10 protein-coding genes are annotated in these 12669 nt (G+C 70.2%); 1 reads left to right on the forward strand and 9 read right to left on the reverse strand.

Annotation, left to right across the window (positions count from 1 at the left end; translation table 11 throughout):
- Positions 1-149: 149 nt before the first annotated feature.
- The 7 genes from ACIGYR_RS01900 to ACIGYR_RS01930 all read right to left on the reverse strand — a co-directional run bounded on the left by ACIGYR_RS01900 (position 150) and on the right by ACIGYR_RS01930 (position 9398).
- Entirely contained in the window at positions 150-1355 is a 1206-nt protein-coding gene (locus ACIGYR_RS01900) for an acyl-CoA dehydrogenase family protein (protein WP_399604456.1), read from the reverse strand.
- Positions 1356-1358: 3 nt separating this feature from the next.
- On the reverse strand, positions 1359-1871 hold the full coding sequence (locus ACIGYR_RS01905) for a MaoC family dehydratase (protein WP_391841719.1): 513 nt from the start codon (positions 1869-1871) through the stop codon (positions 1359-1361).
- Positions 1872-1875: 4 nt separating this feature from the next.
- Entirely contained in the window at positions 1876-2835 is a 960-nt protein-coding gene (locus ACIGYR_RS01910; RefSeq protein WP_399604453.1) for an HpcH/HpaI aldolase/citrate lyase family protein, read from the reverse strand.
- Positions 2832-4859: a protein meaA gene (locus ACIGYR_RS01915; RefSeq protein WP_399604451.1), complete on the reverse strand. Its 2028-nt coding sequence runs from the start codon at positions 4857-4859 to the stop codon at positions 2832-2834. Before ACIGYR_RS01915 ends, ACIGYR_RS01910 begins: the two co-directional genes overlap by 4 nt.
- Before the next feature lie 9 nt (positions 4860-4868).
- Entirely contained in the window at positions 4869-6206 is a 1338-nt protein-coding gene (gene ccrA, locus ACIGYR_RS01920) for a crotonyl-CoA carboxylase/reductase (protein ID WP_391842160.1), read from the reverse strand.
- A 428-nt stretch (positions 6207-6634) separates the two neighbouring features.
- Complete coding sequence (locus tag ACIGYR_RS01925) at positions 6635-7456, reverse strand: TetR family transcriptional regulator (protein ID WP_391841725.1); 822 nt, start codon at positions 7454-7456, stop codon at positions 6635-6637.
- 136 nt (positions 7457-7592) lie between these two features.
- Positions 7593-9398 carry a 3-hydroxyacyl-CoA dehydrogenase family protein gene (locus ACIGYR_RS01930; protein WP_391841727.1) on the reverse strand — a complete coding sequence of 602 codons (1806 nt, stop codon included), beginning with the start codon at positions 9396-9398 and terminating at the stop codon, positions 7593-7595.
- A 376-nt stretch (positions 9399-9774) separates the two neighbouring features.
- Between ACIGYR_RS01930 and ACIGYR_RS01935 the strand changes: the two genes are divergently transcribed.
- Positions 9775-10356: an adenylosuccinate lyase gene (locus tag ACIGYR_RS01935; protein ID WP_399604449.1), complete on the forward strand. Its 582-nt coding sequence runs from the start codon at positions 9775-9777 to the stop codon at positions 10354-10356.
- A gap of 7 nt (positions 10357-10363) precedes the next feature.
- On the opposite strand, the gene ACIGYR_RS01940 is transcribed toward ACIGYR_RS01935, so the two are convergent.
- Together ACIGYR_RS01940 and ACIGYR_RS01945 are read right to left on the reverse strand one after the other, a co-directional pair.
- Positions 10364-10921 (reverse strand): GNAT family N-acetyltransferase, encoded by a 558-nt coding sequence (locus ACIGYR_RS01940; RefSeq protein WP_399604447.1) that lies wholly within the window; start codon positions 10919-10921, stop codon positions 10364-10366.
- Positions 10922-11062: 141 nt separating this feature from the next.
- Positions 11063-12628 carry an alpha/beta hydrolase gene (locus ACIGYR_RS01945; protein ID WP_399604445.1) on the reverse strand — a complete coding sequence of 522 codons (1566 nt, stop codon included), beginning with the start codon at positions 12626-12628 and terminating at the stop codon, positions 11063-11065.
- Positions 12629-12669: the final 41 nt, after the last annotated feature.

Genomic DNA, 12669 nt, shown 5'->3' on the forward strand with positions numbered 1-12669 from the left:
GATGCCGCGCTTTGACGGGGGACGGCGGCTTTCCGGGATCGTACCGTTCGGGGGCCACAACTGGGCAAGCCAGGAAGCCGAGTCGGCGGCCGAAGACCGCCTACGGGGTGTGATCTTCTTCTCGACGAAAACACCCCGTATCCGGACAATCAGCCCTGGAATCGATACTCTTCGAGCAGTCGGCGCCCAATGATCATTTTCTGGATCTCGGCGGTGCCTTCACCGATGAGCAGCATCGGGGCCTCCCGGTAGAGGCGCTCGATCTCGTACTCCTTGGAGAAGCCGTAGCCGCCGTGGATCCGGAAGGCATCCTCCACGACCTCCTTGCAGTACTCGGAGGCGAGGTACTTCGCCATCCCTGCCTCAAGGTCGTTTCGTTCCCCGGAGTCCTTTTTGCGTGCCGCGTTGACCATCATCGCATGCGCGGCCTCGACCTTGGTGGCCATCTCCGCCAGCTTGAACTGGATGGCCTGGTGCTGGGCGATCGGCTTGCCGAAGGTGTGCCGCTGCTGGGCGTACCGGACGCCCAGTTCGAACGCACGCTGGGCGACGCCGCAGCCACGCGCCGCCACGTTGACCCGGCCGACCTCCACGCCGTCCATCATTTGGTAAAAACCTCGGCCGGTGGCCCCGCCGAGCACCCGGTCGGCCGGAATCCGCAGGCCGTCCATGATCAACTCGGTGGTGTCGACACCCTTGTAGCCCATCTTGTCGATCTTGCCGGGGATCGTGAGCCCCGGACGGACCTCGCCGAAGCCGGGCTCCTTCTCCACCAGGAAGGTCGTCATGGACTTGTGCGGCGCCGTGCCCTCGGGGTGTCCTTCGTCACTTCGCACGAGGACGGCGACGAGGGTCGACGTACCGCCGTTCGTGAGCCACATCTTCTGGCCCGTGAGGACGTACTCGTCGCCGTCCCGCACCGCCTTCGACGTGATCGCCGACACGTCGGAGCCCAGGGCCGGCTCCGACATCGAGAAGGCGCCGCGGACGTCGCCGGCGGCCATCCTCGGCAGGAAGTGGTCCTTCTGCTCCTGCGTGCCGTGCTGCTTGAGCATGTACGCCACGATGAAGTGCGTGTTGATGATGCCGGACACCGACATCCAGCCGCGGGCGATCTCCTCCACGCACAGCGCGTAGGTGAGCAGCGACTCGCCCAGCCCCCCGTACTCCTCGGGGATCATCAGACCGAACAGGCCGAGTTCCTTCAGGCCGTCCACGATCTGCTGCGGGTACTCGTCGCGGTGCTCCAGCTCGGTCGCGACAGGAAGGATCTCCTTGTCGACAAAGTCCCGGACGGTGGAGAGGATCTCCTGCTGGACGTCGGTCAGACCGGCGGTCTGGGCGAGACGGGCCATGGCTTACTTCTCCTGCGCCTTCGGTTCCGGGCGGCCCGGCTGCTCGCCGCCGCGCTCCTTGATGTACGTCTCGGTGGGCACCATGACCTTGCGGCGGAAGACGCACACCAGGGTGCCGTCCTGCTTGTAGCCCTTGGTCTCGACGTGGACGATGCCGCGGTCGTTCTTCGACTTCGACGGCCACTTGTCGAGCACGGTCGTCTCGCCGTAGATGGTGTCGCCGTGGAAGGTCGGCGCGACGTGCTTCAGCGACTCGATCTCCAGGTTGGCGATCGCCTTGCCGGAGACGTCCGGGACGGACATGCCGAGCAGGAGGGAGTAGATGTAGTTCCCGACGACGACGTTCTTGCCGAAGTCCGTCGTCTTCTCCGCATAGTTGGTGTCCATGTGGAGCGGGTGGTGGTTCATGGTGAGGAGACAGAACAGGTGGTCGTCGTACTCCGTGACCGTCTTTCCCGGCCAGTGCTTGTACGTCGCCCCGACCTCGAACTCCTCGTAGGTGCGTCCGAACTGCATGGCCTTACGCCTCCGGGATCTCGAACGTGCTGGTGCGCTGCATGCCGGCGGCGCGGCCCTTGCCGGCGATGACCAGCGCCATCTTGCGGCTGGCCTCGTCGATCATCTCGTCGCCGAGCATCGCGGAGCCCTTCTTGCCGCCCGCCTCGGACGTGTAGTAGTCGTACGCGTCCAGGATCAGCTCGGCGTGGTCGTAGTCCTCCTGGGAGGGCGAGAAGATCTCGTTGGACGCCTCGACCTGGCCCGGGTGCAGGACCCACTTGCCGTCGAAGCCGAGCGCGGCGGCGCGCTGAGCGACCTCGCGGTAGCCCTCGACGTTGCGGATCTGCAGGTAGGGGCCGTCGATCGCCTGGAGGTCGTTGGCGCGGGCGGCCATCAGGATCTTCATCAGGATGTAGTGGTAGGCGTCCGCCGGGTAGCCGGGCGGCTGCTCGCCCACCACGAGCGACTTCATGTTGATGGAGGCCATGAAGTCGGCCGGGCCGAAGATGATCGTCTCGATGCGCGGGGATGCCTGCGCGATCTCGTTGACGTTGTTCAGGCCCTGCGCGTTCTCGATCTGCGCCTCGATGCCGATCTTCCCGACCTCGAAGCCCATCGTCTTCTCGATCTGGGTCAGCAGCAGGTCCAGCGCGACGACCTGCTGGGCCGTCTGCACCTTCGGCAGCATGATGCAGTCGAGGTTCTGGCCGGCGCCCTCGACCACCGTCACGACGTCCCGGTACGTCCACTCGGTCGTCCAGTCGTTGACCCGGACGACGCGCGTCTTGCCCGTCCAGTCACCCTCGTTGAGGAACTTGACGATGGTGTGCCGCGCCTCCGGCTTGGCGAGCGGCGCGCACGCGTCCTCCAGGTCCAGGAAGACCTGGTCCGCCGGGAGGCCCTGCGCCTTCTCCAGGAAGCGCGGGTTGCTGCCCGGCACGGCGAGGCAGGAGCGCCGCGGACGAAGACGGTTGACGGTCATGCGGGGACCTCCAGGGGGTCGAGCTTGTTCGCTTTCCGGATCTCGTCGACGATGCTGCCGATGATCCCGGTGATGTCGAAGTCCTTCGGGGTGAACACCGCGGCCACGCCGGCGGCCCTGAGCTGTTCGGCGTCACCGTTCGGGATGATGCCACCTGCGATCACCGGTATATCTGTGGCACCGGCCACACGCAGCCGCTCCAGCACGTCCGGGACCAGCTGTGCGTGCGAGCCGGAGAGGATCGACAGGCCCACCGCGTGGACGTCCTCCGCCAGCGCCGCGTCCACGATCTGCTCCGGGGTGAGCCGGATGCCCTGGTAGACCACCTCGAAGCCGGCGTCGCGGGCGCGCACGGCGATCTGCTCGGCGCCGTTGGAATGCCCGTCCAGGCCCGGCTTGCCGACCAGGAAGCGCAACTTGCCGACGCCCAGCTCACGGGCGGTGGCCTCCACCTTGCCGCGGACCTCGGCGAGGGCCGAGCCGGCCGCCGCGGGGACCGCCACCGGCGCGGAGGACACCCCGGTGGGCGCCCGGTACTCGCCGAACACCTCGCGCAGGGCACCCGCCCACTCGCCGGTGGTGACCCCGGCGCGGGCGCACTCCAGCGTGGCCTCCATGAGGTTGTCGGTGCCCTTGGCGGCCTCCTTCAGCCGCTCCAGCGCCTTGCAGGGACGCGGGTGGTTGAAGGGCGGCTGGTAGCGGGTGTCCCGCCAGCCCTGGAGCGCCTCGACGACCCGGTTCTCGACGGCCGGGTCCACGGTCTGGATCGCCGTGTCCAGGTCGGCCGTCAGCGGGTTCGGCTCGGTGCCCTCGAAGATGTTGACACCGACGATCTTCTCCTGGCCGGACTCGATCCGGCCCCGGCGCTCGGCGTGCGAGGCGACCAGCTGGGACTTCAGGTAACCGGACTCCACGGCGGCCATGGCGCCGCCCATCTCCTGGATGCGGTCGATCTCCGCGAGGACGTCCCCGACCAGCCGCTCGACCTTCGCCTCGATCACCTTCGAGCCCTCGAAGATGTCCTCGTACTCCAGCAGGTCGCTCTCGTAGGCGAGCACCTGCTGGATGCGCAGCGACCACTGCTGGTCCCAGGGCCGGGGCAGGCCGAGGGCCTCGTTCCAGGCGGGCAGCTGCACGGCCCGTGCGCGTGCGTCCTTGGAGAGGGTCACGGCCAGCATCTCGAGGACGATCCGCTGGACGTTGTTCTCCGGCTGAGCCTCGGTCAGGCCGAGGGAGTTGACCTGGACGCCGTAGCGGAACCGGCGCTGCTTGGGGTCCTCGATGCCGTACCGCTCACGCGTGATCTTGTCCCAGATGCGGCCGAACGCCCGCATCTTGCACATCTCCTCGACGAAGCGGACGCCCGCGTTCACGAAGAAGGAGATCCGCGCGACCACGTCGCCCATGCGTTCCTGCGGCACCTGGCCGGAGTCGCGCACGGCGTCCAGGACGGCGATCGCGGTGGACATCGCGTACGCGATCTCCTGCACCGGCGTGGCCCCGGCCTCCTGCAGGTGGTAGCTGCAGATGTTGATCGGGTTCCACTTCGGCATGTGGGAGACCGTGTACGCGATCATGTCCGTCGTCAGGCGGAGGCTCGGTCCCGGCGGGAAGACGTGCGTCCCGCGGGACAGGTACTCCTTGACGATGTCGTTCTGGGTCGTGCCCTGGAGCTGGGTGATGTCCGCACCCTGCTCCTCGGCGACGACCTGGTAGAGCGCCAGCAGCCACATGGCGGTGGCGTTGATCGTCATCGAGGTGTTCATCTGCTCCAGGGGGATGTCCTGGAACAGCCGGCGCATGTCACCCAGGTGCGCGACGGGCACGCCCACCCGGCCGACCTCGCCGCGGGCGAGGATGTGGTCGGAGTCGTAGCCGGTCTGTGTCGGCAGGTCGAATGCCACCGACAGTCCGGTCTGACCCTTGGCCAGGTTGCGCCGGTACAGCTCGTTGGACGCCTCCGCGGTCGAGTGACCGGCGTAGGTCCGCATGAGCCACGGACGGTCCTTCTGACGCTCTGTCATCTAAGGCCCTCAGATGTTCCGGAAGCGGTTGATGGCGTCGATGTGCTTCGCGCGCATCTCCTCGTCGCGCACGCCCAGACCCTCCTCGGGTGCGAGGCACAGCACGCCGACCTTGCCCTGGTGGAGGTTGCGGTGGACGTCGTAGGCGGCCTGCCCGGTGTCCTCCAGGGAGTACACCTTGGAGAGCGTCGGGTGGATCTTGCCCTTGGCGATGAGGCGGTTGGCCTCCCATGCCTCGCGGTAGTTGGCGAAGTGGGAGCCGATGATGCGCTTCAGGGACATCCACAGGTAGCGGTTGTCGTACTCGTGCATGTAGCCCGAGGTCGAGGCGCAGGTGGTGATGGTGCCGCCCTTGCGGGTGACGTAGACGCTCGCGCCGAAGGTCTCGCGGCCGGGGTGCTCGAAGACGATGTCGATGTCCTCGCCGCCGGTCAGCTCGCGGATGCGCTTGCCGAAGCGCTTCCACTCCTTGGGGTCCTGGGTCTGCTCGTCCTTCCAGAACCGGTAGCCCTCGGCGCTGCGGTCGATGATCGCCTCGGCGCCCATGGACCGGCAGATGTCCGCCTTCTGGTCGCTGGAGACGACGCAGATCGGGTTGGCGCCGCCGGCCAGGGCGAACTGCGTGGCGTAGGAGCCGAGTCCGCCGCTCGCGCCCCAGATCAGGACGTTGTCGCCCTGCTTCATCGCCGCGCCGTTGCGGGAGACCAGCTGCCGGTAGGCGGTGGAGTTGACCAGGCCCGGGGCGGCGGCCTCCTCCCAGCTCAGGTGGCCGGGCTTGGGCATCAGCTGGTTGGACTTGACGAGCGCGACCTCGGCGAGGCCGCCGAAGTTGGTCTCGAAGCCCCAGATGCGCTGCTCGGGGTCGAGCATGGTGTCGTTGTGGCCGTCCGAGGACTCCAGCTCGACGGAGAGGCAGTGGGCGACGACCTCGTCGCCGGGCTTCCAGGCGTTGACGCCCGGGCCGGTGCGCAGGACGACGCCCGCCAGGTCGGAGCCGATGATGTGGTACGGCAGGTCGTGGCGCTTGGCCAGGTCGTTGGTGCGGCCGTAGCGCTCCAGGAACCCGAACGTCGACAGCGGCTCGAAGATCGAGGTCCACACCGAGTTGTAGTTGACCGAGGAGGCCATGACGGCCACCAGGGCTTCGCCCGGGCCCAGCTCGGGCACGGGCACCTCGTCGAGGTGGATCGACTTGCGCGGGTCCTTGTCGCGGGTCTCGAGGCCCGCGAACATCTCCGTCTCGTCCTTGTGGACGGTGATCGCGCGGTACGACTCGGGGAGCGGCAGAGCGGCGAAGTCGGCGGACGTGGCGTCCTTCGACTGGATCGCGTCCAGGATGTCCTTCACGGTCACGGTGTTGCCTCCGGCGGTGAGCGCCCTGAGGGAGGGGCGCCTACGGGTTCGTCGGTGCTGCGATGAGTGCTGCTGAGGGTTTTGAGGTGTGCCGTCGGTTCGGCTCGGTGGTGCTTCGGCAGCGCTTTGTGGCGCGGGAGGTTGCCTGTGACGCAGGCGCCCGGGCGCGCAAGCCATGCGCTTGCGGGGACAGCCGGCGAACGAGAGGTCTCTGCTCGCCGGCCGCCCGGACTCCTTCAACGTATGACACCGCGTGTCAGGTGACAAGGCACTGAGTGCCAGAACTTCCCCTCAGATGAAATCTTTACGTAACAAATGAGCGATGATCGATCGAACGGCCCCTGAAATCCCCCAGAAAACAACCCCGGGCATGCCAAAACGGCCACCCCGAAGGGTGGCCGTCCTCACAGCTCAGCAGACCGTCAGCGCTCCTTCAGCGCCTCCTCGATGGTCCGCATGACCTCCTCCAGCGGAGCGTCGGTACGGGCGACCGTCACCAGCACCTCGCCGTGCGCCGAGGCCGTGGCCGGCGCGGTCGTGGCGGCCGGCCCGGCGGCGGAGCCGCGGCCGGCCCCGATGCCGGTGCCGAAGGTCTTGCGCACGATCGCGAAGGCGTGGTCCAACTGGGCCTCGACGTCCCCCTGGCCGCCCGCCCGCAGCCAGCGCCGCAGGACGTGGTTGTGGGCGGTGACCACCGCCGAGGCGGCGACCTCGGCCAGCAGCGGGTCGTCGTTGGCGTCGTCGGCGTGCGCGTGCTCGTCGAAGTGGCCGAGCAGATAGCGGGTGAACAGGCGCTCGTAGCGGGCCACGGAGGCGATCTCGGCCTCGCGCAGGGTGGGCACCTCGCGCGTGAGCTTGTAGCGGGCGACCGAGATCTCCGGCCGCGCCGCGTACATCTTCATGACCTCTTTGATGCCACGGCACACGGTGTCGAGCGGGTGCTCGTGCGCGGGGGCGGCGTTGAGGACCGCCTCCGCGCGGATCAGCGTGTCGTCGTGGTCCGGGAAGATCGCCTCTTCCTTGGAACGGAAGTGGCGGAAGAAGGTGCGCCGGGCGACTCCGGCGGCGGCGGCGATCTCGTCGACGGTGGTGGCCTCGTACCCCTTGGTCGCGAACAGCTCCATGGCTGCTGCCGCCAGTTCTCGGCGCATTTTCAGCCGCTGGGCGGCGGCGCGACTGCCTGCGGTACTTTCCGGCGCGTCGGGCGTAGCTGGTGTACGTGAGGACTTGGCGGGCTGGGACATGACCCGAACGTACTGCATGCGCGCAGCTCGATGCGCAGGTCCGGGGCGTCCCCCGCCCGTGGAGGGCGGGGGAGCGCCGGCCGGGTCGAGCAGCCCGCCCCAGTCCGGCTCCGTCCGGAACCAGTCGCCGACGCCGTCAGCGGCGGGCATACTCGCGGAAACCGCGGCCGGTCTTGCGGCCGAGGCAGCCCGCGGCCACCAAGTGCTCCAGCAGCGGCGCGGGCGCGAGACCGGGGTCGCGGAACTCGCGGTGCAGCACCTTCTCGATGGCCAGCGAGACGTCGAGACCGACCACGTCCAGCAGCTCGAACGGGCCCATCGGGTAGCCGCCGCCCAGCCTCATCGCCGCGTCGATGTCGTCGAGGGTCGCGTAGTGCTCCTGCACCATCTTGATCGCGTTGTTGAGGTACGGGAAGAGCAGCGCGTTCACGATGAAGCCCGCGCGGTCGCCGCAGTCGACGGCGTGCTTCTTGATCCGGCCGCAGACCTCGCGGACCGTCGCGTGCACGTCCTCCGCGGTCAGCACCGTACGCACGACCTCGACCAGCTTCATGGCCGGTGCCGGGTTGAAGAAGTGCATGCCGATCACGTCCTGCGGGCGCGAGGTGGCGCGGGCGCAGGCGACGACGGGCAGCGACGAGGTGGTGGTGGCCAGGACCGCGCCGGGCTTGCACACCTTGTCCAGCGCCGCGAACAGCTGCCGCTTGACCTCCAGGTCCTCCGCGACCGCCTCGACGGCCAGGTCGACGTCCGCGAAGGCGTCGTAGGACCCGGCCGGAGCGATCCGGTCCAGGATCTGCGCGGCGGCCTCCGCCGTCAGCCGGCCCTTGTCGACGGAGCGGGCCAGGGACTTGCCGATCCGGGCCTTGGCCGCCTGGGCCTTCTCCTCGCTGCGGGCGGCCAGGACCACCTGGTAGCCGGCCTTGGCGAACACCTCGGCGATACCGGAGGCCATGGTCCCGGAGCCCGCGACACCGACCGAGCGGACCTCACGGCCCGGGGTGGACGCGCCGCCCTGCGCCGGGGTCAGCGCGTCCGGGACGACCGTGCCGCTGCCCGGCGCCTCGTAGGTGTAGAAGCCGCGGCCGGCCTTGCGGCCTGTCAGACCGGCCTCGCTGAGCTGCTTGAGGATCGGGGCGGGGGCGTGCAGCCGGTCCCGGGACTCGGCGTACATGGCCTCCAGGACCGTACGCGCGGTGTCGACGCCGATCAGGTCCAGCAGGGCGAGCGGGCCCATGGGCAGACCGCAGCCGAGCCGCATGGCGGCGTCGATGTCCTCGCGGGAGGCGTACCGGGCCTCGTACATCGCGGCGGCCTGGTTCAGGTAGCCGAAGAGCAGCCCGTCCGCGACGAAGCCGGGGCGGTCGCCGACCGCGACCGGCTCCTTGCCCAGTTCGACCGCGAGGTCGGTGACGGCGGCGACGGCCTGGGGCGCGGTCAGCACCGAGGAGACGACCTCGACCAGCTTCATGGCCGGTGCCGGGTTGAAGAAGTGCAGGCCGAGCACGCGCTCGGGGCGTGCCGAGTCGGCGGCCAGCCGGGTCACGGACAGGGCGTTGGTGCCGGTCGCGAGGATCGTCTCCGGGCGGACGATGCCGTCCAGCTCCCGGAAGATCTGGTGCTTGATCTCGTACGACTCCGGGGCCACCTCGATGACGAGGTCGGCGTCGGCCGCCGCGGTGAGGTCGGTGGCGGTGCGCACCCGGGCCAGTGCCCCGGCGCGCTCCTCCTCGGTGAGCCGGCCGCGTGCCACGGCACGGGCGGTGGCGGTCCGCAGGACGGCGAGCGCCTCGGCGGTCCGGGCCTCGCTGATGTCGATGCCGATCACCTCGCGACCGGCCCTCGCGAGGACCTCGGTGATGCCGGTGCCCATGGTGCCGAGGCCGACGACGGCGATCGTCTTGAGCGGGGACAGAGGGGTGTCGGACAGGGGAGTGGCCATCGCGGGACTCCAGGAATGAGTGACGACGAGGAACGCGCCGGGTGCGCCCAGGAGACGCACCACGGTGCGTGGAGAGTGCGGGTGTTGCCGGGCTGCGAGCGCACACGCCCGGTGCTGCCGGTGCCGCGGGCGTGCACACGCCCGGCGGCGGCGGAACTTCCGACCGGCTCTGTCCCGAAGCCGGGTCGTACTGCGGTACAGACGTACCGAACCGACACTGCTCACTCGCGACGGCTGCGTCACCAAACCGTCGCCAGCGGAAATGCGAGAGGGTTACTCGCTCGTATGAGCTTAACCGGCGGGTAACGAGCGCGCTAGTCCTCTGACTTTGTGATGTAGCTCCCTCCGCCGGTGCGACCCCTCTACGCTGGACCTCGTGGACGAAGAGTTGCGATCGCTCACGGAACGCTTACGGCAGGAGTCGGGCGGCTCGGCGGCGTTCGACCGCCTGCTGACGACCGGGGACCACGACGAACTGGCCGAGGTCCTCACCGCGCCCGGACAGCCGCTGTGGGCCAGGGAACTGGCCGCGTTCCGCCTCGGCCGCGCGGGCGACCGGCGCGCCTTCGAGGCACTGGTACTGCTGCTCAATCACCGCGACCCACCGCGCTGCGCCTCCGCCGCGCACGCCCTCGCCCGCCTCGGCGATCCGCGCACGGCGCGGGCCGCCGCCGCCCTCGCCACCAACGAACTCCGCGTCGCCTACGCCCTGCACCCGGTACGGCTGCTGGCCGCCCTGCGTGCCCCGGAGTCCGTACCCGCGCTGATCACCACCCTGGAGCGGCGACTGCGCCCGCACGACCCCTACCGACGGGTCGCCCTGGCCTGTGTGGAGGGCCTGGGCGCGCTCGGCGACGCCCGCGCCCGACGGGTGCTGAACGAGGCCCTGGCGCACCCGGCACTCGCGGAGGCGGCGGTGCGCGCCCTGACCCGCCTCCCGCAGCGGCAACCGGGCTGACGCCCGGTCAGCCGCGCAGGCTCCTGGCGTACCGCACCTCGGGCACGGGCACGCCGTCCGCCTCGAAGGCCTCTTCGGCGCCGTCGGCCCGGAATCCGGCGCGCTCGTAGAAGCGGCGGGCGCTCGCGTTGCCCTTGAGGACCCACAGAAGCATGCGGGGACACGCCCGGCACCGCTCGACCGACGCGGCGAGCAACGCCCGCCCGATCCCGCCGCCGAGATGCGCCGGATCGACGTAGATCGCGTACAGCTCGGCGTCGCCGGTGTACGCGTCGCCGTCCCGGTACGGCCCGAACGCCGCCCACCCGAGCACCCTGCCGTCCCTCTCCGGGTGTCCGGAGGGCCCGGCAAGGGCCTCCACGGCGACCAGGTTCACCACCGAGCCGTCGCCCTGTCCGAACCGGGCCCGCCGCCGCTCGGCGTCCGCGGTGACGCTGAGCCCGTCCAGATACGGCTGCGGCATGAGCCCCCGGTAGGCGTGCTGCCAGCCGCGGACCCGGATCTCCGAGACGCGGTCGCAGTCGGCGGCCGTCATGAGGCGGATGCGTGTGCACGGATCGTCCATGACGGAACCCTAGGGAACCGTCCCCGTGTACCGCCCGTGATTATGGGACCGCGTCCGTCCTCACGTACCGCCCGTGATGATCGGACCGCGTCCGTCCGCGGCGAGCCGGCCGGTGGCGGCGGACGGCTCGCCGGCGGGCCGCTAACGGCGGAAGCCCAGCAGCCTGTGCAGGACCGAACCGCGGGACGCCGTCGACGCCGCCTTCGCCGTCAGCGGCTTCGGATCCGGCGACTTGGCGCAGACCGCGTCGACCGTCCCGGTGCCGCGCGGCACCTCACCGTCGGCCAGGTACGCGGCCAGGTACCCGTCCAGACACGTGTTGCCGCTCAGGGTGACCCCGTGGTTGCCGCCGCCCTGCTCGACCACCAGGCTGGAGCCGGCCAGCAGCCCGTGCACCGTGACACCGCCGGCGTACGGAGTGGCGGCGTCGTCGGTGGCCTGGAGGAGCAGCGCCGGCGGCAGTTCACCGTTCGCGATGTCCACCCGCCGCCGCGGGGAGGTCGGCCAGAACGCGCAGGGCGCGTTGTACCAGGTGTTGTTCCATGCCATCAGGGGAGCCTTCGCGTACACCTCCCAGGTGTCCGCGCGCCACCGGTTCCAGCCGCGCGGCCAGGAGGCGTCACGGCACTGCACCGCCGTGTAGACGCTGTAGCCGTTGTCACCCGAGGCGTCCACCGCGGCGAAGTTCTCGTACGCCTCCACCAGCGGTCCGGTGGCCCCGCGACGGACGTAGGCGGCGAACGCCTCGGCGAGGTAGGGCCAGTAGCCGTCGTAGTAGCCGCCGGGCGTGAAGGTGTCCTCCAGTTCCGCGGCGCCGACCTTGCCGCCGGCCGGCTTCTTCGCCAGAGCCGCCCGCATCGCGTACCAGCGGTCCTCGATCGTCCCCGGGTCCTTGCCGAGCCGGTAGTCGGCGTCGTGCCGCGCGATCCAGGCCATCAGCGCCCGGTGGCGGTCGTCGAAGGCGTAGTCCTGGCCGAGGTTGTCCTGGTACCAGACACCGGTCGGGTCGACGATCGAGTCCAGCACCAGGCGGTGGACCCGCTCGGGGTACAGCTTCGCGTACACCGCGCCCAGGTAGGTGCCGTAGGAGTAGCCGAAGTAGCTGATCCTCGGCGCGCCCAGGGCCTGGCGGACGGTGTCCAGGTCCCGGGCCGCGCTGACGGTGTCCATGTACGGCAGGACGTCGGCGTACTTCCGGCCGCAGGCGGCGGCGAAGGACTCGGCGCGGGCGACGTTCGCCCGCTCCAGCGCGGGGGTGGCCGGTACCGAGTCCGGGCGCCCCGGCCTGAAGTGACCGGGCACGCAGTTCAGGGCGGGCCTGCTGCGGCCGACCCCGCGAGGGTCGAAGCCGATGACGTCGTACCGGGCCGCCACGCTCTTCGGCAGCGCCGAGGCGACGAACCCGCCCAGCGCCAGACCGCTGCCGCCGGGGCCGCCCGGGTTGACCAGCAGCGGGCCCTGGGAGGACCGCGCGGTGTGCGGCACTCGGGACAGGGCGAGCGTGATCTGCCGGCCCGCCGGGTTCGCGTGGTCCAGCGGAACCCGCACGGAGGCGCACTGGAGCGTCGGGTAGTCGCGGGTGCCGCACTTCTTCCAGGCGGGCTTCGGCACGGCGGCGGGGGTGGCGACCGCCTGGGCGGGCACGGCGGCGAGCGAGCCCGCCACCACGGCGGCGGCTGCGCACAGCGCGGCTGCGCGTGTTCTCATACGGGTCCTCCCGGGACGGAGGGTCTCGGCGAACCGCGGGG

The organism is Streptomyces sp. NPDC053076 (assembly GCF_044546845.1).
GTDB lineage: Bacteria > Actinomycetota > Actinomycetes > Streptomycetales > Streptomycetaceae > Streptomyces.